General features: G+C 70.0%; 16 protein-coding genes. 9 read left to right on the forward strand and 7 right to left on the reverse strand.

Annotation, left to right across the window (positions count from 1 at the left end):
* Positions 1–132: 132 nt before the first annotated feature.
* Positions 133–828 carry an SDR family NAD(P)-dependent oxidoreductase gene (locus ACZ4Z1_RS35625; protein WP_468490815.1) on the forward strand — a complete coding sequence of 232 codons (696 nt, stop codon included), beginning with the start codon at positions 133–135 and terminating at the stop codon, positions 826–828.
* A 543-nt stretch (positions 829–1,371) separates the two neighbouring features.
* Entirely contained in the window at positions 1,372–1,788 is a 417-nt protein-coding gene (locus tag ACZ4Z1_RS35630) for a nuclear transport factor 2 family protein (protein ID WP_468490816.1), read from the forward strand.
* A 448-nt stretch (positions 1,789–2,236) separates the two neighbouring features.
* Here ACZ4Z1_RS35630 and ACZ4Z1_RS35635 read toward each other — a convergent pair whose 3' ends face one another.
* The 3 genes from ACZ4Z1_RS35635 to ACZ4Z1_RS35645 form a co-directional block, all read right to left on the reverse strand.
* A complete protein-coding gene (locus ACZ4Z1_RS35635) occupies positions 2,237–2,761 on the reverse strand; it encodes an Lrp/AsnC family transcriptional regulator (RefSeq protein WP_468490817.1) in 525 nt (174 codons plus the stop codon).
* Positions 2,762–2,848: 87 nt separating this feature from the next.
* On the reverse strand, positions 2,849–4,300 hold the full coding sequence (locus ACZ4Z1_RS35640; RefSeq protein ID WP_468490818.1) for a CoA transferase: 1,452 nt from the start codon (positions 4,298–4,300) through the stop codon (positions 2,849–2,851).
* A 23-nt stretch (positions 4,301–4,323) separates the two neighbouring features.
* Positions 4,324–5,322: an MDR family oxidoreductase gene (locus ACZ4Z1_RS35645; protein ID WP_468490819.1), complete on the reverse strand. Its 999-nt coding sequence runs from the start codon at positions 5,320–5,322 to the stop codon at positions 4,324–4,326.
* Between the two features lie 127 nt (positions 5,323–5,449).
* On the opposite strand from ACZ4Z1_RS35645, the gene ACZ4Z1_RS35650 reads away from it, so the two are divergent.
* Positions 5,450–6,295, forward strand: a complete 846-nt coding sequence (locus tag ACZ4Z1_RS35650) for a LysR family transcriptional regulator (protein ID WP_468490820.1) — start codon at positions 5,450–5,452, stop codon at positions 6,293–6,295.
* Positions 6,296–6,604: 309 nt separating this feature from the next.
* Entirely contained in the window at positions 6,605–8,158 is a 1,554-nt protein-coding gene (locus ACZ4Z1_RS35655; RefSeq protein ID WP_468490821.1) for a carboxylesterase/lipase family protein, read from the forward strand.
* A 96-nt stretch (positions 8,159–8,254) separates the two neighbouring features.
* On the opposite strand, the gene ACZ4Z1_RS35660 is transcribed toward ACZ4Z1_RS35655, so the two are convergent.
* From ACZ4Z1_RS35660 to ACZ4Z1_RS35675, 4 genes are all read right to left on the reverse strand, one after another.
* Positions 8,255–9,304: a chymotrypsin family serine protease gene (locus tag ACZ4Z1_RS35660; protein WP_468490822.1), complete on the reverse strand. Its 1,050-nt coding sequence runs from the start codon at positions 9,302–9,304 to the stop codon at positions 8,255–8,257.
* Positions 9,305–10,292: 988 nt separating this feature from the next.
* On the reverse strand, positions 10,293–10,886 hold the full coding sequence (locus ACZ4Z1_RS35665) for a hypothetical protein (protein ID WP_468490823.1): 594 nt from the start codon (positions 10,884–10,886) through the stop codon (positions 10,293–10,295).
* Positions 10,887–10,995: 109 nt separating this feature from the next.
* Positions 10,996–12,111, reverse strand: a complete 1,116-nt coding sequence (locus ACZ4Z1_RS35670; protein ID WP_468490824.1) for an LPXTG cell wall anchor domain-containing protein — start codon at positions 12,109–12,111, stop codon at positions 10,996–10,998.
* Positions 12,112–12,896: 785 nt separating this feature from the next.
* Entirely contained in the window at positions 12,897–13,655 is a 759-nt protein-coding gene (locus ACZ4Z1_RS35675; RefSeq protein WP_468490825.1) for a DUF4232 domain-containing protein, read from the reverse strand.
* A gap of 623 nt (positions 13,656–14,278) precedes the next feature.
* Here ACZ4Z1_RS35675 and ACZ4Z1_RS35680 point away from each other — a divergent pair.
* From ACZ4Z1_RS35680 to ACZ4Z1_RS35700, 5 genes are all read left to right on the forward strand, one after another.
* Positions 14,279–14,842 (forward strand): hypothetical protein, encoded by a 564-nt coding sequence (locus tag ACZ4Z1_RS35680; RefSeq protein ID WP_468490826.1) that lies wholly within the window; start codon positions 14,279–14,281, stop codon positions 14,840–14,842.
* 193 nt (positions 14,843–15,035) lie between these two features.
* Positions 15,036–15,188: a hypothetical protein gene (locus ACZ4Z1_RS35685; RefSeq protein ID WP_468490827.1), complete on the forward strand. Its 153-nt coding sequence runs from the start codon at positions 15,036–15,038 to the stop codon at positions 15,186–15,188.
* Between the two features lie 780 nt (positions 15,189–15,968).
* Positions 15,969–17,381, forward strand: a complete 1,413-nt coding sequence (locus tag ACZ4Z1_RS35690; protein ID WP_468490828.1) for a phenylacetate--CoA ligase family protein — start codon at positions 15,969–15,971, stop codon at positions 17,379–17,381.
* A 44-nt stretch (positions 17,382–17,425) separates the two neighbouring features.
* Entirely contained in the window at positions 17,426–18,568 is a 1,143-nt protein-coding gene (locus ACZ4Z1_RS35695; RefSeq protein WP_468490829.1) for a ThiF family adenylyltransferase, read from the forward strand.
* Positions 18,565–19,563 (forward strand): hypothetical protein, encoded by a 999-nt coding sequence (locus tag ACZ4Z1_RS35700; RefSeq protein WP_468490830.1) that lies wholly within the window; start codon positions 18,565–18,567, stop codon positions 19,561–19,563. The genes ACZ4Z1_RS35695 and ACZ4Z1_RS35700 overlap by 4 nt, the downstream gene beginning before the upstream one ends.
* Positions 19,564–19,893 lie beyond the last annotated feature (330 nt).

A 19,893-nucleotide genomic window follows, 5' to 3' on the forward strand; every position in this document is an offset into this window, starting at 1 on the left:
ACAGCCACTTCCGCACCACTCGCTGCCGCGGCTGCTCCCCGATGCGGCCGTCCGCCGGCGAACGTTCGCCGCGCGACCGCCGAGACGTTCCTGGAGCTCCGCCGTCAGCCCTGACCCACGAACAGGATTCACATGACCGACACCCGCCAGACCGCCCTCATCGTCGGAGCCTCCCGGGCCCTGGGCCTTGGGCTGGCCACCGAGTACCTCCGCCGCGGCTGGGACGTCATCGGTACGGTCCGCGGCAGCCGGCGCACCGGCCTGCACGACCTGGCCGAAGCCTCCGACGGTCGGCTGACCGTCGAGTCGCTGGAAATGACCGATCCCGAACAGATATCGGTACTGCGCGACCGACTGTCGACACGCACCCTCGACCTGCTCTTCGTCAACGCCGCCATCACCCGCGGCGACATCCCGATCGGCGAGGTCCCGACGGACATGTTCACCGAGGTCATGGTCACCAACGCGCTCGCCCCCATGCGCGTCGTGGAACGGCTGCGCCCGCTGGTCGCGCCGGCCGGGACGATCGGCGTCATGTCCTCCGACCAGGGCAGCGTCTCCTTGAACACGGATGGCGGGCAGGACCTGTACCGGGCCAGCAAGTCCGCGCTGAACCAGCTCATGCGCGGCTACGCCGCCCGCCACGCCGAGGACACACGGACGCTGCTGCTCATGGACCCGGGCTGGGTGCGAACCGAACTCGGCGGACCGGACGCCGACCTCAGCGTGGAGGAGAGCATTCCGGGGGTGGCGGAGACCATGGAGCGCCACCGGGGGAAGACCGGCCTCCACTTCGTCGACCATCAGGGGCAGGTGGTGCCCTGGTAGCCGCCGGGCAGGCCGGGATTGCTGTGCCGTCGGGACGGTGGGCTGGGAGGTGGCCCGGCTGTTCCCGAACGCGGGACTTGACTCCGGTGCTGTCCGGACTGGGAAGGCGTAGAGGAGCTGTGACCGGGTCCGTGGACGCACGTGGGGAGTGTGAGCCATGCGTTGCCGGCCGCCGTACGTCGGCGTCCGCAGATCTGCTGCCCCGGAAGGTGATGGACCGTGGGACGGCGCGCGCGGACCGAGCCGGTGACTGAAGTCGGCCGGCCGCCGTCGGCGATTTCGCGAGGTTCCGTCGCCGGTCCCGGGCGGTGTGTGCGTGTGTGGATTCGGCTGTCGATGAGCTTTCTGCTACGTCGCAGCTCACATCGGCCCTCATCGCCAGGGGCAACGGGGCGGCGAAGCGGTTCGTCAGCGTTACGGGAGAGGAATCCATCGCCATGCTGCCCGGTGGCAGGAGCCGTGCCCGCCGACGGCCGGTCGTCACAGGGGCAAGCAGAACATTCGTCCAAGACACGGGTGCACAGTGACTGTGACCGTGGGTCCATGAGTCACCACATCATCCGAGACGTCTTCCAGGCGCTCGCCAGTTCCGACCCCGACCAGGTCTCGGCCGTCCTGACTGAGGACGCCGAGTGGCTGTCGCCCCCGGACAACGCCACTGCCGTCGCGCTCAAGGCGCCACATCACATGGTGGGCAGGGGAGCGATCGTACGCTTCTTCACCGAGGACTTCCCCCGCCTGTTCCCGCAAGGCGTCGACATCGCCGTCCACGGAACCCACGCCGACGGCGAGCGGGTGGTCGTGGAGGCGACCGTGACGGCGACGCTCGCCAACGGCGACCAGTACACCAACGATTACTGTTTCGTCGTCCAGTTCCGCGACGGCCTGGTCCACCGGGTCCGCGAGTACGTGGACACAGTCCGTGGGTACCGCATGATCTTCGGCGCAGTTCCACAGTAGACACCCCTGAACCGGCCATGCCCTGCATGCTCTGTATGGCCGCCGACGAGCAGTCAGCCTGGCTCGGCAGACCTGTGCCGACAGTCCTGGCGTACGGTTGGCAGACCGCGTAGCACGTCGACCAGGCTCCGTCCGGGCTCTCCTGGCGCGGTGACGAACAGCGCGAACAGCATCAGCCGACGAACCCGGCGAACCCGGCGAACCCGGCGATCGGCCGCGGCGGCGCGCGCCGGCCGCAGGAAGTCCCTGCGCTGAGCACATGCCGGTGGTGGCCGGTTGACCACGCCCTCCGGCCCCACAGCCCCCACTTCTCGCCAGGAGCTTGGGAATGTCTCATCCCGATCCGGTGCCACCCGGCACACACTTCGCTGCGGGCTGCGGGCTGCGGGCTGCGGGCTGCGGGCTCGGCGGATGCGCCCGTCGGCCGGCGAGCCGTTCAGCGATTCCCTCAGCGCGAGCTGGCCTCGGGGGGCGCGAGGTGGTGACGGTTGCGGGGGATGCCATGGCGTTTGACGACGCGGGCAGTGGGAGTGATGTCGATGTGCTGGATGCCGGCGAGGGTGCCCAGCGTGTCGGTCTGCATGCGGTAGAGGTCGCCGGGGGTGCGGTGGTGGGTGGCGATGACGAGGTTGGCGGGGCCGGTGATGGCGGCGGCGAAGCGTACGGCGGGGTGGGCCGCGAGAGTCTCTCCGACGTGGCTGAGGTCGCGGGGCCGTACGTTCAGCCAGGTCATGGTCTCCACGGGGTAGCCGAGGAGCGTCAGGTCGCATTCGGTGCGGAACTCCAGAATCTGCGTACTGCGTAGGCGCTCCAAGCGGCGGCGTACCGTCACCGCGGTGGTGCCGAGCTGCTGCGCGAGCTGGTCGAAGGTGGCTCTGCTGTCGGCCTGGAGCGCGGTCAGGAGCCGTTGTTCGAAGGCGTCGAGGCGCGGAACGGCCCCTTCGTACTCGGCTGCTGCAAAGCGCAGCTGCACCGCAGGCGGCCCGTAGTGCCGCGATGTGGCCCGCCGGCGGCGGAACGAACTGCCGTCAACAGCTTCGAGGAGCGGGGAAGACCCCTTTCAGCGTGGCAGCCACTCGGGGCGGGAGCTGCCGAGTCGAGGGGTGGCCCTCGACCAGTGCGGCGCGGTTTCGCTCATTCGGATGACGGGGCCGAGACTCTTGAGATCGCCGTAGACGGTGCCGTCGTCGGTTACGGCGTAGTGCTCGAACTCGTCGGTGGTCAGGCGGCCCGGGGCCTCGGTGAAGTCCTCGGCCAGGCCCTGGCGTTGCAGGAGCATCGCGGACTGACAGAGAGAGACCTGCACGTGATACGACCCGCCTTCGCGTGCGCGCCGGGCGAGAGCGAGCAGGGCGCCGTAGCCGCCCAGGAATCCGGTGAGGAAGTCGCAGAGGAACACCGGCGTCAGTTGTGGCCGGCCGTCGTTCGCCGCGTCGCCCTGGATGGTGCATGCTCCGGTGACGGCCTGTGCGACCTGGTCCCAGCCGGCACGCGCCCCGAACGGGCCACCTGAGCCGAAGCAGTTGACGCTCACATACACCACACCTGGACGAAGCTCAGCGAGATCGTGGGGGCCGAAGCCGTGGGCCGCCATGCGGTGTGGGCGGTATCCCTCGACGAAGACGTCGGTGGCGGTGGCCAGCGCGCGGAGCCGGGCCGCTTCCTCCGCCTTGGTGTAATCCAGGTAGGTACTGCGCTTGCCGTGGCTGGTGTCGCGGACGAAAGGCGGCACCTGGGGCAGCTGCGGTGCAGTCACCATCAGCACGTCCGCCCCGTGCTCGGCCAGACTGATCGCGGCCGTCGGCCCGGCGAGGATCCGGGTCAGGTCGAGTACCCGGATTCCGGACAGCGGCTCCGTGCCGCGGGCACCGCCGGGCAGGGGCTCGGGGGCGCTCTCGCCGATCTTGGTGATCTCCACGACCGGGCGCGGAGCGAGGTAGGCGCCGTGCGGGTGTGCCAGCCATTCCTCCGGCGTGCGCACGATCCCGCCGCAGGCCTTCGCGGCGGCGATCGCATCGTCGAGGTCGTCCGCCTTCCACGTACGGACTGCGGCTCGGACCGACGCGGGCGTGGGGTCGCAGCGCAGCACCTCCAGCACCCTTCGTTCGAGGTGCGGAAGGTTGAAGTGCGGCAGGAACCAGCGGTCGTCGGCGGTCTGCCAGGGCTGCGTGAGCGAGGCCATGTGCTCGACGTCGGGTGACAGCGGCGCGGGCCGGTACGTGCCGTCGGCGCCGCGGACGAGGGTCATGTCCTCGCCGCCGAGGGCGGTCGCGGCCGCGGCGCGCACATCGACGGCGATCTTCTGGCGGCGGCCGGTGCGCAATTCCCAGAGGTCGTTGGCGGCGACCGCGCGGGCCGCCAGCGCGTCGGCGAGCGTTCCGCCGATACGGAACGGCGAGGCGAAGAGCGGGTCCGACCCGGTGATCGTGACCTCGCCGGCGGCCGGTCGAGGGCCGTCGCGCAGCGCCATGAGCTCGTCGAACGCGCCTGGTTTCCTGGGTGTGGTGCTCATTTCCTCTTCCTGTGCCGATGTTCTCAGACCTGCTGGTTCGCGTCGACCACGATGCGGCCGGTGCCGTTCCCGGCGAGGAGTTCGGCTGCCGCTTCCTGGGCGTCCGCGAGCGGGACGATGCGTGTGACGGTGTCCAGGAGTGCGGGGCGCAGATGGCGCGCAAGGCACTGCCAGGACTCTTCGCGCCGGCTGACGGGGGTGCGGACCGAGTCGATCCCGACGAGGGAGATGCCGCGCAGAATGAACGGCAGGACATTGCCGGGATACTCGGGGCCCGCGGCGAGCCCGCAGGTGGTGGCGACGCCGGAGTGCTGCAGGCCGGCCAGCGCGCCGGAGAGGACAGCCCCTCCGACCGCGTCGATCACGCCCGCCCAGCGCTGTTTGCCCAGGGGCCTGCCGGGCGAGATGAGCTCCGCCCGGTCGATGAGACGGGCAGCTCCGAGTGCCGTGAGATGTCCGCCGAGCGAGTCGGGGCGCCCGGTGGCGGCGATCACCTCGTAACCTGCTCCGGCGAGCAACGCGACAGCGATCGAGCCGACGCCTCCACCGGCACCGGTCACCAGCACGGGACCGTTCTCGGGGGCCACACCGTGTCGTTCGAGTGCGAGGAGGCTGAGAGCCGCGGTGAATCCGGCCGTGCCGATCGCCGCGGCCTGCCGCGGGCTGAACGGGTCGGGTACGCGTACGAGGTCGTCGCCGTTGACCACGGCAAGGTCGGCAAGCCCGCCGTGCAGTTCTTCACCGAGCCCGGCACCGTCCAGGGTGACCACGTCACCTCGCCGCCAACGGGGGTGCCGGGACGCGAGCACTTCTCCGGTGACGTCGATGCCGGCAACGAGAGGGTGGCGGCGTACCACGCCGGGCCGGCCTTGCAGAGCCAGAGCGTCCTTGTAGTTGATGCTGGAGTAGTGCACCCGCACGGTCGTGTCGAGATCGTCCAGCACTGCGGTGTCGAGCTGTTCGAGCTTCGCGCGCGGCCCGTCCGCAGAGTCCCGCACGATCCAGCCGGTGAATGACGCCATGCTCCATCCCCGTCCTCTCCTGGTCGGTCATCCTTGTTCTCCACGGTAGGAAGCCGAGATCGGCGGGGGAAATGCCCGTCATCGTCCTGCCATGCGCGGTGGGCATAGCTGGGTAGGCTGCGGGGCCATGGAGATAGAACTGCGGCATCTGCGCGCCTTCGTCACGGTCGCGACGCGGCGTACGTTCACGGCCGCGAGCCGCGAGCTGCTGATCACCCAGCCGGCTCTGTCCCGCACGGTCCAGCAACTGGAGGAGGCGGTCGGGACGCGGCTGCTGGACCGTACTCCGCACGGCGTCGAACCCACCGAGACGGGCGGTGAGCTGCTCGATCGGCTGCGCGGTGTACTGCACGACCTCGACACGGCCCTGGCCGCCGCAGGGGGGCACGCGGGGCTGCGGATCGGCTTCCAGTGGGCCTTGCCCGACCCGTGGACCAGCGACCTGCTGGCCGCGTTCGAGACCGCCACCGGTGCGAGGGCGACCCTCCTGCGGCGTGACGACATCGTCGCCGCCCTGCACTCGGGCGACGTCGACGCCGCATTGGTCCGCGGCGACGTCCACGCCTCCGGCATCACCGGCACGCTGCTGTTCGAAGAGGACCGGCTGGCCGCAGTCGCCGCCGGATCACAGCTCGCGGCCGGCGATGAGCTGGACTGGGCGGAGTTGTCCGCGCACCCCTTGGTCGTCAACACCGTCAGCGGAGCGACGAGCCCGGACGACTGGCCGCCGGAGAAGCGGCCTGCGCAGGTGGTCGAATGCGGCAGCTACGACGAATGGCTCGCCAACATCGCCGCCGGCCGCGGCATCGGATCCACCACCACCTCAGCCGCCCGGGCCCACACCCACGCCCGTGTCGCCTACCTGCCCCTGCGGGACGCCCCGAGGGTCGCCCTTCACCTGCTGTGGCCGACCCGCCGCACGAGCGACCCGCTCCTGCGGCGCTTCGGTGAGCTCGCCCACTCCCTGCCGTGATCCCGCTGCCGGAGCGGGTTTTGGGACACCATGCCGCCTGTGAACGGTCGGTCGTGGCCTCGCCGTCTCATCGGGTAGACGTGCGCGCGCATACGCATCGCCCAGGCAGCCCGACGCGCAGGAACCCGCCGGAACACTTGAACCGTCGGGCCCTCGCCCGGCTCTTCCCGGACATGCTCATCGCCGACTCCGCCTCGTCCACCCTCTGTGGGGCACCGCCCGTCATGACGAGCCGCTCGGAAATTGAGTTGCCCGTCATCCGAAGGCCGGTGAGGATCGCCCGGAACAAGCGCGACAGTGAGAGGCTCCATGCACGTCACCATCCCCACCTCGGCAGGCCGGATACGCGGACAATGGAAGGGCCAAGTGGCGGCGTTCATGGGGGTGCCTTACGCGGCACCGCCGTTCGGTCCGCGACGCCTGCGGCCTCCCGAGCCGCCGCGGCCATGGACCGGGGTGCGCGACGCGCTCGTCCCGGGCCCCACCGCGCCCCAGCCCGGTTATGTTTCCGCCATGGCCGGCCTGCTGGAAGAAGCGGCGGGGCATGGCGAGGAATGCCTGAACCTCAACGTGTGGACCCCCGACCCGGGGCGCACCGGAGGGCGGCTTCCGGTCATGGTGTGGATCCACGGTGGCGCGTTCCGCAACGGAGCCGGCTGCCTGCCGTCCTACGACGGCGCGCGGCTCGCCGCCGACGGCGTCGTATGCGTGACCCTCAACTACCGGCTCGGCGCGGAAGGCTTCCTCCTGCTGCCCGACGGCACGGCCAACCTCGGTCTGCTGGATCAGATCGCCGCACTGGAATGGGTCCGTGACAACATCGTCGGCTTCGGCGGCGACCCGGATAACGTCACCGTCTTCGGCCAGTCCGCGGGCGCCATCAGCATCACCGCGCTCATGACCATGCCGCGGGCCCACGGCCTGTTCCGCCGCGCGATCACTCAGAGCGGCGCCGGTCACCACAGCCACCCGGAGCACATCGCCCGGCGCGTCACCGAGCGGCTGGCCGCCCTCGCCGGTACGGAGCCGACCCGCGAAGCCCTGGCCGCCCTGTCGCCCGAACAGCTCATCGCCGCCAACGACGCCCTGGGCCGGGAGATCGCGCGGGCCGACGATCCCGGGCAGTGGGGTGAGTCGGCCGGCGGCGGCACCACCGTGCTGCCCGTCGTGGACGGAGCCACCCTGCCCCGGCGCCCGATCGACGCGCTCGCCGGCGGAGCGGGCCGGGACATCGATCTGCTGACCGGCACGACCAGCGACGAATTCCGTCTCTTCCTCGTCCCGCTGGGGATCGGCCCGCGGATCACCGATGAGGTCCTGCACGGCTTTCTCGCGGGGCTCGGCCTCGACCCGGCCGAGGCCCGCCGCGTGTACGCCGCCGCACACCCCCGGGCCACTCCCGGCGACCTGCTGTCGGCGGCCATGAGCGACTACGCCTACCGGATCCCCGCTCTCCGGGTGGCCGAGGCCCGCGCTGCGCACGGAGCGCAGACCTTCGTGTACGAGTTCGCGTGGCCCTCGCCCGCTCTCGGCGGTGCTCTCGGAGCCTGCCACATGGCAGAGATCGGCTTCGTCTTCGGCAACCTCACCGGCCAGCTCACCGGCCCCGACGCCCCGCAAGACCTCTCCGACCGCATGCGCGAGGCGTGGATCTCCTTCGCCCGTACCGGATGCCCCACCGGCACTGGCACTGGCACCGGCGCCGGCACTCCGGGCGGGAGGCAACCGCACTGGCCCCCGTACGCCGGCCGCCGCCGCGTCCTGCGCCTGGGTGACGGTGCACCCGTGGTGCTCGACGATCCCGCAGCAGATGTACGCGGACTGTGGACCAGCCTGCGCGAGGCCGTACCCGCCGGTACCTGACCGACGGACCCGCTACCGGCCGACACCGCTTTGGCTCCGGCAGGGAACTGCTGCCGGGCCCAACGGCCGTGGCCCGACGCGGCCGGCCTGCGATTCTCAATAGCTCCGGGGCACGATGGTGACCTGGAGGCGGGAGGCTACTTCGGTCCATGGCTGGGCGTAGCTGTTGTTGCTGCCGGCGGCGATGTTGTGGCCGCGGATATGGACGCCCTTGTCATCTTTGGTGTAGAAGGGGCCGCCTGAGTCGCCGGGCCGGGGCAGGGTGCCGCCGGTGTAGACGATGACCGGGGATTTGCAGCCGGTCGGCCGGGTGCACACCTGTCCGGTGGTGCTGGTGGCCGTGTGCCCGCAGTGCTCGCCGGTGGTACGGCCGCTGTGGCAGTAGTTGCTGTGGCCCACCGAGGCGCCGCCGGCCGAGCGCACCGGGGTGATGACGTTGCCGTCGGCCGGGCCGGTGTAGATGTAGCCGCTGTAGCTGCGGTCGCCGAGCAGTTCCATGTCCACCGGCTCGTTGGTGACGGTGGGCAGACGCCGGTCGGAGACCTGGCCGTAGGTGAAGCGGCCGCCCTCGGTGGAGACCGTGGCACCGTTGGCGAAGCAGTGCCCGGCGGTGGTCATGAACACCGTGCCGCTGCGTTTGCGTACCGGATAGCCGGACGAGCACAGGGTGGTGCCGCTGCGGATGCCGGAACCGCCGTAGAAGGGCGGGGACTCGTCCCGGCGGAACCCGGTGATGTCGCTGGTGGTGCCGTGGCGCCGCAGCGTGTGCCGCAGGGCCTGGACTTGGCCGCCGGGCAGCGCCGAGGCATCGGTCAGCCGGTCGGCGGTGCTGTCGGGGGCGTCGGTGATCAAAACGATGCGGCCGGTGGTGTGGTCGGTGTAGCTGGCGAAGCTGTGACCGGTGCCGTGCGCGGCGACGTGCCGGGCGATGCGGCTCTGAAGCGTAGCCAGCGCTGCGGCCGTGGGGGACGGGACGGTGGCGGCCTGCTGTACGGCGGGCCGGTCCGGGGCGCGGCGGTCAGCCGCCGCCGCGGCCTGATCGCGCTGTACGTCCTGGTCCGGCGCGGAGGCGCTGCGCCCCGGGTCGGCCGCGAGCACCGCCACCGCGGCCAGAGCGCCGGCTGCTGTCCATCCCACCTTGATCATCTTCGGCTCCTTTCGGCCGGCGGCTCACCGAACCGGGGCATCGCGGGGACCGGCTTGGGGCAGGTTCCCCTCGGGCGCCGGGTGGACCAGCAGACCCGTTTGCGGCCCTCCGGCAGGCAGGCGTGCTTCGCCGGGGGGCTGTGCGCCGTCGCTCCGGAGTCCGCTTCGGCAACGGACCCCGGCCTGAACGGCTGCCGGGAATCCGCCGGTGTACCCGGGGCTCGGGAGCCGAGCCCGTTCGTGAACCGGCCCGGATCGAGAACGTGCTCACCAGAGTGCGGCAGTTCCTGCCGCACGGCATGCCGAACAGGGCGAGCACTGCGGAGACGCGAGCCGGGGACCGCTGTCTCCTACCGGCCGTGGCGTAAGAGCCTGTCAGGCGTCGAAAGGAGAGCTGCCTCGGCCAAAAGGGTGCACGGCGTGGGCGGGGACTCCGTCCGGGGCGCCTGTCCCGGATCCCAGCGGGCAACCCGGCAACCACCGCAAGGTCACCCCGGCGGCTGAGCCGCAACCGGGTCCGGCCCAACGGATTCCCGGCGCCGGGGAAGGGCCCACCGGGCGGGTGACGTCCGACCCATCCGGAACCGGCATCCAGCACCCCCAGTGTGATCACTCGTACGACCGGATCCACTGGCGGAGCAGCGACGACTCGGTGCGCTTCGAACGTCTCGACTGGATGGCAGCGGACAGGGAGCCGCTCGCCTTGGCAGGGGACTCCGGCTTCAGCATCGAGCTTTCGCCGAGGAGTAGCTGGCCGTGACGAATGCGAAAAGCGCGGGGAAGCGTATGACCTTTTGCTTGGAGTTCTCCGTACCGGAGAACGTTGCAGAGGCTGTGCACGCGGGGCCGCCGCCCGACAAGAGAAGACCGCCACCTCCTTCGAAGCGGCGGTCACACTCGTATCACTCCTGCTCTGGGCACCATCCGTTTGAGTACGGACCCCAGGGGCTGCCGCCGTCGGACTGCGACGGCGGCAGCCCCGCAAGTCTCAGCCCTCGCGAGGGTAGAAACCGCCGCCGGCGTCGCCGTGCACCGTGCAGTCCGTGTTGTCGTAGCGGTCGACGGAGGTGCCGGTGATACCGGTGAACGCGTCGTACGTCTGGTTCAGGGGCAGGTCCTTGCTCACCCTGAACCGCAGCTGCACGTGGACGGACTCGCGGGGCTTCAGCGTCTTCGGGCCGGGGATGGGGCCACGGGCCTTTCCTTCGGCATCCTTCAGCGTCTTCCAGGCGCGCTGCGTGGTGTCCCAGTACTGCAGATCGCTGTACGGGCTCAGGTCGCGCTCGCCCTCGTTGTAGACATAGCTGATCACCTTGGCGCTGAGTTCGAACGACTTCAGCTCCTTCGCCGAGGCATTGGTGAGCGTGGCGGTGTAGGTCGTCCAGTGAGTGCCGACAGTGACCGACTTGGGTATGCCGAACGAGCGGCCCACGAAGGCGTTGTTGCTGTTGGGCTTCCCGATGTCGGAGCAGTTCGGCATTTCCGCGGCAGGGGCCGCCTGGGAGGCGGGCGCGACGGCCACCGCCACGGGGAGCAGGGCGGCCGTCGCGGCCGAGACCGACAGGGCGCGGCGCAGTTTCATGAAGATCTCTTTCCCGGTTCTTCGGACCCTTGGAGCCTTTGTTTCCCGCGTCGTTGAGCTCTGAGGTCGTGGATCCTTGGGTTTCAGGTTCTTGGAGAAGCTGTGGGGCTTACGCGGTGATGTCCGTGGCGCCCGGACCGGCCACGCCCTTCCGGCGGCGCATGCCGATGACCGTACCCGCGCCGGCGACCATCGCGGCTCCGCCGGCGAGAGCCATCGCCGGGAGCGCGGACGAGGAGCCGGTCGCGGCGAGGTGGGCGCCCCCCTGCGGGCCGAGGCCACCGGCGGAACCGGAACCACCCGTACCGCCGCCGGACGCGGCGCTCTGGCCGGGCCCGGCCGTGCCACCCGGCTTGGCGGTCGGGGTCTGCGTCGGCTTCGCGCCCGCAGGCAGGATGGTGAAGTCGTACCAGGCTTCCTTGGCCGAACCGCAGGAACCGTCGTGGTTGCGGTAGTCGCCGGCAGCGAGCGCGTATCCGGCGCCGGGCTTGGCGTTCTTGACCGCGCGGGTGCGCAGTTGGAGCGTGATGGTACTGCGCGGACCGACGGCGAAGAAGCCGAACAGGTCTTCGGGCTCCGCGTCATGGAACGTCTTCCACTGCCCCGTCTTGGCGTCGCGGTACTCCGTCTCCAGCTCCCAGTACGGCCGGTCGACATCTTCGGCGGAGGACACGAGCAGGAAGGGCTGGACCTCCGCCAGGGGCTTGGCGGTGGTGTTGGTGAGCGTCATGGAGAAGGGGGACCAGGCGCCGCCCGCAGCCAGCTGGGTCGGCAGCCCCCGGACGGCCACGTGCAACTGGTCGGACTCGAACGCACAGGGCTGACCCGCACCATCGGAATCACCGGCGGTCTTGCCTCCACCGGCGGCACCACTCGCGCCGGTGACCCCCTCGGTGGCCCCTTTGGCGGTTCCGGCGGCTTTCGGCGGCTTCCCTGGGGCGGGACGAGCGGCCCCGTCGCGGTCCTGGGAAGCCGAACCACCGGCAGCGGCTCCGCCCGGGCGCCGCGGCTCGTCCGGGTTGCCCGTTCCGCCGCCGCTCGTTGCGGAATCCGCCGGCCGGCCCGCAGGCGTTGCGGCATCGGGGGAGTCGGAAGAGGCGGGCGTGCGGGGGCCGGCCTCGGACACCGGCTCCGCCGCGAACGCGGCGGCGGGCGCGGCCAGTACGGCGGCGGGCGCTATCACGGCAGCCGCTGCGGCGGCCGTCAGGGCGCGGCGAATCTTCATCCAGCAGACCTTTCGGGTCCCAAGTGCCGTTGGCAGGCACTGGTTGACGTTCGTTGTTTGTCATTTTCTGGCCGTGCATGACGCATGGCGTGCGTGAGTGCGCAGGCAGGCATGTGTACGTCCGCACACCTGCGCCTCGTACATGCCCCAGGCGTCCCCACCACCCGATACGAGAAGACCGCCACCCCCTACGAAGCGGCGATCCACACTCGCATCGCTCCTGCTCTGGGCAGGATCCGTTTCACGACGGACCCTGGGCCGCTCCGTGCAGGTACCGGCTCAGGCGCTGGTCAGGGGTGGTAGATCCACACGACATGGAAGTCGGGGCGGACCTCGGGGCGGTGCACACAGTCGACGTTCGTGTACCCCTTGGAGAAGTACTCGATCTCGGCGTTGAGTTCGCAGAACGCCTCCCCTGGGGGGGTAGCTCTCGCCGCCGGCGATTTTCCAGGCGGGGGCAGCGGAAGAGGTGGTGGCGGAAAGCGGAACGGTGACCGCTGCGGCACCGACCGCGAAAGCGGCACCGATACGGGTACGCCACCACGGCTCCATCGCCATCTCCATGCTTCTCCTTCACATTCTGAGCCGGCCCCGCCCAGGAATGATCTTGGCTGTCGTCTTCTCGACACTAGATGCCGGGGCGGCGCCACCGCGCCGATCGGGCGCGATCTACGTAGCGCATTACGTAATTCCCGCCTACAGGAACCACGGGAACTCGCGGTGTACGCGGCCCCTTCCCGCTGCCCTGGCCGAACGTCCGGGTCCGGCAGCACGGACGGCGTCGGTCAGCCGATGGGGTTGACGTAGGTGGCGGGGTGGGTGGCGCCGTCCTGGTGGGTGAGGGGGCTCCAGGGCCACTTGAGGGTGAGGGCGGTGGTTTCGTTGGGCGGGGTGACGGTGACGGTGGCGGGCTTCCAGGAGCCTTCCTCGTTCTCCTTGGCCATGCCGAGGTTGAGGGTGAAGTCGGTGCTGTCGCCGGGGGCGAGGGTGATGGAGCCGTGCTTGGCCGAGGAGCGGGCGAGCGACCAGGCGGGGCCGCCGGCGTCGGGCTTGAGGTCGACGCCGGCGAAGCCGCCGATCTTGCAGGTGCGGTTGCTGGTGTTGGTCAGGACGATGCTGGTGGTCGTCCCGCCGTTTGCGTTCGGGTCGGGGGTGGCGTCTTCGCCGGTGGCGAAGGCCGCTTTGAGGTCGGAGGTGTGGCAGCGCTGGTGGCCCGTACCGGTCTTGCCGCCGCCGCGGGCGGCTTGCGGGCCGCCGGTCTGCTGGCCCGCGGGCCCTGCCTTGGTGTCGGTCTTGGTGTCGGAGCCTGTCTGGGGGTTGGAGCCCTGGGTGTCGGTGGAGGAGGAGCCCGTGCTGCTGGAGTTGGCGGCGCCGGGGTCTGCGGCGGCCGCGGCCGCGTCCATGTGGGCTGCGGCCTTGGTGCCGGTGGCGGCGTCCGAGCCGGAACAGGCGGTCAGGGTCAGGCCGGCGGCTGCGGTCAGGGCCGCGGCGGCGATGCGCAGGGTGCGGCGGCGGGCGGTGCGGGTGATGGTGCTGGCGCTCATTTCGGGTTCCCCCCGGGGCAGTTGGTGTCGCGGTCTCCTCGGTACGTCGTTCACTCTGCCCGGGGCCGCTGGCGCGGGATTGCCGCACCGCTAACACTCCGCTAACGCTCATGCAGCCCCGGTGTGCTGAGGGGGCAGCGCGTGGCGAGTACACGCCCTCGGGTGGCAACAGCGAAACTGCCTTGGGGTAAGTGATCAGCGCGAAACGAGTGCCTGATCAGCGCTTGCTGGTGGCACCTCAGGTGCCTTGCCTGCCGCCCGCCGCCTGCCGGTGGTCCGGGCGGCTCGTACGACGCCAGCTCCTGCCGACGGCTTGAATCCCGGCTGGGCCTGAAGGTAGGCCTTGGCCTGGCCGCGGTCGGGGGAGCGGTCAAAGGGTGTTCCAGGTCCTGTCCGGCGGGTCGCTTGGGTATAGGTGTTGACCGGAACGCCGTGAAACGTCACCAGCTGGTCTACCGGGTGGATGGGGTTGAGAGGGGCTCCCCCGCTCGGGGGAGCGACTCGGTGCCTGGGCTGCCTCAAGGGATGAGGATCGATCGGCCCCGGGTGCGATGCCCTGCAACGCCCGGCCATGGAACGGTGTCTCTTGATCACCTCTTCCGTCGCATCAGGAGAACCGGCTCATGTCCGAATTCACCCTCCCCCGCCCGCAAGACGCGGTTGCTGAGGTTCTGCCCCCGCCCCGGTGGGCCGTCCGGGCCGCTTATGCCTCGGCGCTCTCCGCGACCGTCGGGTTCATCCCGCTGCACGCGATCTGGGCACTGGGGATTCCCCTCTGGGCGGACCGGCAGAAGTTTCGGGAATGGTATGCGGTCGGCGGCGGCCCTTACCTGTTCATACTCAGCGGTCTGGCCCTGCTGGCGGGCATTTTGGCGTTGAGCTTGGTGCGGCCGTGGGGTCTGGTGTTCCCGGGCTGGACTCCGTTCCTGGCCGGGCGCCCAGTTCCGCGCCGGACGCTGACCGCCACAGCCTTCGCCGTCTCGGCCTTCCTCCTCCTGTACACCGTGTGGGCCGCTGCGCAGACGGTCAACGATTTCCACGGCGGCGGCGTTTTCAGCCCCTGGATCGTCGTCTACGGAATCCCGCAGTTCCTGGTGTGGGGCATCGGCCTGTCCATTGCCGCACATTCCTACCGCCGCCGCACATTCCCCGGGCACCACGTTCTGCCCGAGGGAGCAGGAGCGTAGCCAGCGGCAAAGGACTGCGACGGCCACCGTGCCATGGAAGAGGTACGCCCGCGTACCACATCGGGTCAGCACATCGGGTCATCACGGCGGGCGGCCACGGCGCGAAAGCCCTTGCGGGCGTTGATCGTGCCCACACCTTCGTGCGACCCTCGGAGATTGCCTCGTCGTAGCCCGCGGGCCGGCACTCCACCTGGTGGTGCCCGTCCACAACCGGGAGATCGTGCGCCGGAAGTGGATGCACCTGGTGCGCTCCCAGGCGTTCGTGAACCTGCGGAGGAACCGCGCCGTCAAGGCTCACCCGGCCGGGCTGACGGTCATCAGCGTGACGGGCGCACAGGCCAGCTGAACGTCGTCGGTGACCGGCGCCCGGTCTTCCCGAAGGCCGGGGCCTGGGGGAGAGGAAGGTCAAGACCGACCGTGACGGAGTTCCCGCTACCTATGCTGTAGCCACTCCTTCCGGAGGACGCTGATGGCCGGGCGGTCGATGGCCCTCGGCCGCCGCAACGCCGACGGCCTGGGCGGCGGCGATGTCCTCGGTCACGGCATCGAGCGCACGGTCACGGGCCTGCGGTCCTCCCGCACTTCTGAGCGCGGTATCGCCGTCCGCCTGCACTGCTCGCCGCCTTCCAAGCCGGCGACGCCGTCATGGAACGCGCCCGGCATCCGCCGCCTGACATGCACCCGTGACACCGGGACGGAGGCGCTCCGGCCCGGCGTGTCCCGGTGGGCACTGCCAACCCCTTCCTCAGCAGCTCCTCAGCCTGGTCCGTCCACCGAGAGATTGCGGGTCCTCCTCCGCCCGGCGACCAGCCATCCAGGCCGGCGGCCACGGCGTGAAGCATGCCGTTCGGCAGCCCGACGTCGGCAGCCCGCCCCCGGCCGCCGCCGCGTACGCGAGACCGCGTCCGGCAGCCCGCCCCTGGCCGCCCCCGTACACAAGACCGCATCCAGCACCCCGCCCCCGACCGCCACCTCCATACACGAGATCCCCTACAGTCGCCCGCCCCGCCCTGCACGCTGGTTCGCCCGACCAAGCAACCACCCGCCTGGCACCTCACATGTGGTCGGCTCCGGGGCCGGGGCGTAACGTCGTGGCCAGCGAGAAATGCGGGGCATGATGTCCGTCTTGACCACTCCGGCCGCCGGTGACTGGCCACTGGAGCTCTTCCGCCGTGCGGCGGTGTCCGTACCGGCGTACGCGCGCTTCCTGCGCAGTCGCGACTGCGACCCGGCTCTGGTGGCGGAAGCCGCCGACTTCGGTCGTGTCCCGGTCACGACCAAGGAGAACTACCTGCGGACGGCTTCGCTGGCCGATCTGATGTGGGACGGCAGCCTCGCCGGGGCCCGCCTGGTGGCATCCAGTTCGGGATCGAGCGGTACCCCGTTCTACTGGCCCCAGGACGAGGACAGCCTGCAAGAAGCCGCCCACCTCAACGCCCCTCTGTTCGATGCCTTCGGCTGCCGCACCCGGCCCACCCTGTGCGTGATCTCCTTCTTCATGGGCACACACGTGGCAGGCACCTGCCAGTTCGAGGCAACCCTGCGGCTGGCACAGCGGGGATACCGGCTCACAGCGATCTGTCCGGGCATCGACGTCGAGGAGAACGTAAGGGTCCTGCGGGACATCGCCCCCGGATTCGCACAGACCGTGGTCATGGGCTACCCCGCCCTCATCAAGGACGTCCTGGCCGCTGCCTTTGCCGCCGGCGTGCCTCTGGAGCCGCTCGGGCTCCGCCTGGTCCTCTCGGGCGAGAGCTTCTCCGAAAGCTGGCGCGACAGCATCCACCGGGCGGCGCGGACCACCGACCCCCTCAACAGCTCCCTGAGCATCTACGGCACCGCGGACACCGGCATCATCGGCGCTGAGACCCCCCTGACCGTCTACGCCCGCCGCGCCGCGGCAAAGGACCCGCAGCTGCGCCAGGTCCTGTTCCCCGATGCAGGCGCACTGCCCGCCCTCGTGGAGTTCGACCCCCGATACCGCCACATCGAAAACGTCCACGGGAACCTCGTCATCAGCGCACGCAGCGGCCTGCCGCTGATCCGCTACCGCATCGGTGACGCGGGCCGGGTGATGTCGATGACGACGCTGGCCCAGACGATGACCCACTGCGGTCACGACGTGCCCGCGAACCTTGCCGGGCGCTCGACAGGGCACTTCGTCGCCCTGTACGGACGCACGGACGTCGCATGCACCTTCTACGCGGTCAACATCTATCCCGACAACATCAAAGAGGCACTGGAACGGCCCGACTTGGCGCCCAAGACATCCGGCAGATTCATCCTCGGCAAAGAGGCCGCGGAGAACGGCGAGCAGTTCCTGCGCCTGCGGGTGGAGCTCGCGCCGGGCACCACCATGAGCCCGCCACTGCAGCAACACATCGAACAGGCCGTCGGTGAAGCGCTGCGCACGACCAACGCGGAATACCGCAAGCTGGAGGAAGCCATGCCCGGCCGGCGCCTCCTGGACGCACGCGTACTCCCGCACGGCGACCCCGCCTTCGCACGCACCGGCAAGGGCCGGCGGGTCACCCGGTGACACCCCACCCCACTCAGCCGTCGGCCGCCGTCCGCCTCTACGACATGTCGTGTCACCAGGACATCGCCGATTTCGAGGAACTGCGGACCCACGGTCAACCGATGCACGAGGTGGACGTCCTTCCCCACCTCGTCGAGGAACTCTTCCGCATCGAGTTTCCCTTCCTCGCCGCCGACTCCCCCTATTACCAGCTCACCTACCGGCGCTACCTGGCCTCCCGATGGCACGGCGGCGACCTGCGCCGAGCCGGTGTATGGGCCTACTTCCCCTGGCGGCACACGGCTGTGCACCTACCGGACGAAACGACGTTCTTGCGGCTGCGCACAGCACGCAACCGCAACCTGATCACACATCAGGAACAACAGCGCTACCACGCGGCCAGGGTGGGAGTGGCCGGACTGAGCGTGGGCATGTCCGCGGTCATGACACTGGTCGGTACAGGAGGCGCGAACCGACTGCGCATCGCCGACCCGGACACCCTCGCGCTGACGAACCTCAACCGGGTGACGGCCTCGGTATGCCACCTCGGCCTGCCCAAAACCGCAATCTGCGCCGAGCGCGTATGGGAACTCAACCCTTTCCAGCACATCGAAATGTTCAACGGCCTGACACCACAGACCGCCCAGGACTTCTTCGGCCACGGCACCAACAGCCTTGACCTGCTCATCGAGGAGACCGACGACCTGTGGACAAAAGCCTTCGCCCGCTTCACCGCACGCTCCCGGAAAGTGCCGGTCATCATGGCGACCGACAACGCAGACAACGTCCTCCTGGACGTAGAGCGCTACGACCTGGAACCACACCGCCCACTGTTCCACGGAGCACTCGACCAAGCCCGGCTGCGCCGACTGCCCGAGCACCTCACGGACGCCGAACGCATCACCCTGGCCGACGCACTGGTGGGACCAGACGTGACCGCACGAATGAAACTGTCACTGCTGCAAGTAGGCACGCGCCTGGTCAGCTGGCCGCAACTCGGCACCGCAGCCGGTCTCGCCGGTGCCGCACTGGCCTACACCGCCCGACGGATCCTCACCGGCCAGCCCATGCCCTCCGGCCGATACGCCGTCGATCTGGATGCCGCCCTGGACGTCGACCACCATGCCCCCCGAACGGTGGCCGAGCGCGAACGCATCAACGCCGAATACACCACAAGTATGCGCACACTGTTCGGGAACGCCCCATGAACAAGAAGCCGGACCGGTACCCCACCGACGGAACTCTCCGGGACAAAGTGCGCTTCCTGGCGCAGGTCGCGGGCCGCGCCCCTTCTGCCCACAACGCACAGCCGTGGGCCTGCACACTCACCGGCAACGAACTCCACATCGGCCGTCACGACGCCTACGCACTGGACGCCGGCGACCCGACCCGGCGCCAGACGGCACTTTCCCTGGCCATGTACATCGAGGCATTCCTCGTGGCAGCCCACCGCTGGGGCATCCACGCCCGCATCACGCACACGGCGCAAGTACCCGACGACCACACCATGGCAGTGCTGCACCTCACCGAATGCCCGCCGGCCGGGAACTCCACCCTGTACCGGGCCATCTGGCAACGGCACACCGACCGGGGCCCCTACGCCCCACTGGCAAAGCCCCACTGGCTCAACTCCACCGTCCCGCCCGGCACCGGAAACGACACCCGCCTCTTCCCGATCACCGACCGACAAGCCCAGGAGAGAATCGCCGCGCTCGCAGGCGCCGGACTCGCCACCGCCCTGTCCCTGCCCCCCATGCGCCGCGAACTCGCCGCACTGGTGCACTGGCACGGAGAACCCGCCTCCCAGGGAATGGCCGTGGAAGCCCTGTTCCCCGACACCGAACGGAACGCCATGCCGGCCTCCCAATGGTTCTTGGAACACGCGGACCCCGATCAGGCAGCCCAGGCCGTACGCACCGTCTTCGCGACAGCACCGGGGCTAGTCATGGTCATGGCAACCAAGGCCGACGACCCGATGGCCTGGTGCGACGCGGGCCGCACCGCGTACCGCATTCTGCTGCGCGCGGCAGCCGAAGGACTGGCACACGACATCCAGGCCGGACCAGTAGAAATCCCCACCTTGACAGCACGGCTCGCAACCGAGCTGGAACCCGGCTGGCGACCACAGCTCCTGCTGCGGATCGGGCACCCCCTCACCCCCCGACACATCGACTCCCCGCGCAGAACCGTCACACTGGACTGACAACATCAGGGGCTGTGTGGCGCAGCGAGTGCGAGATGTACGGGGCATGGACTGCAAGCAAATGCACAGGACGTTCTCGCACGAGTCGGTATGGGCTCACCGTTCCCCAGATGACCGGGCCCCGGGCAGTCCCGGGCTCGTCGGCGGCGACGTCGTCAGCCCGTCCTGGTCAAGCGGCGTCGGGGGCGTTGGGCCCGGCAGGCCCAGCGTCGGCCCGAGCGCGCAGGCGTGTCCCGTGGCAGGGTTCGTCCCCTCACCTACGCGCGCGGCGCCGGTAGTAGTGCATGGTCACGGCACCCAGCAGGGGCCCCAGGCGGTCAGGGGCAGGTA

Source organism: Streptomyces sp. NPDC030165 (genome assembly GCF_055573595.1).

Coding starts and splice junctions, on each gene's coding strand:
- ACZ4Z1_RS35665 (WP_468490823.1), bottom strand. CDS start 10,886: ATGAAACTGCGCCGCGCCCTGTCGGTCTCGGCCGCGACGGCCGCCCTG.
- ACZ4Z1_RS35670 (WP_468490824.1), bottom strand. CDS start 12,111: ATGAAGATTCGCCGCGCCCTGACGGCCGCCGCAGCGGCTGCCGTGATA.
- ACZ4Z1_RS35650 (WP_468490820.1), top strand. CDS start 5,450: ATGGAGATAGAACTGCGGCATCTGCGCGCCTTCGTCACGGTCGCGACG.
- ACZ4Z1_RS35630 (WP_468490816.1), top strand. CDS start 1,372: ATGAGTCACCACATCATCCGAGACGTCTTCCAGGCGCTCGCCAGTTCC.
- ACZ4Z1_RS35695 (WP_468490829.1), top strand. CDS start 17,426: ATGTCGTGTCACCAGGACATCGCCGATTTCGAGGAACTGCGGACCCAC.
- ACZ4Z1_RS35700 (WP_468490830.1), top strand. CDS start 18,565: ATGAACAAGAAGCCGGACCGGTACCCCACCGACGGAACTCTCCGGGAC.
- ACZ4Z1_RS35640 (WP_468490818.1), bottom strand. CDS start 4,300: ATGAGCACCACACCCAGGAAACCAGGCGCGTTCGACGAGCTCATGGCG.
- ACZ4Z1_RS35660 (WP_468490822.1), bottom strand. CDS start 9,304: ATGATCAAGGTGGGATGGACAGCAGCCGGCGCTCTGGCCGCGGTGGCG.
- ACZ4Z1_RS35645 (WP_468490819.1), bottom strand. CDS start 5,322: ATGGCGTCATTCACCGGCTGGATCGTGCGGGACTCTGCGGACGGGCCG.
- ACZ4Z1_RS35625 (WP_468490815.1), top strand. CDS start 133: ATGACCGACACCCGCCAGACCGCCCTCATCGTCGGAGCCTCCCGGGCC.
- ACZ4Z1_RS35655 (WP_468490821.1), top strand. CDS start 6,605: ATGCACGTCACCATCCCCACCTCGGCAGGCCGGATACGCGGACAATGG.
- ACZ4Z1_RS35675 (WP_468490825.1), bottom strand. CDS start 13,655: ATGAGCGCCAGCACCATCACCCGCACCGCCCGCCGCCGCACCCTGCGC.
- ACZ4Z1_RS35680 (WP_468490826.1), top strand. CDS start 14,279: ATGTCCGAATTCACCCTCCCCCGCCCGCAAGACGCGGTTGCTGAGGTT.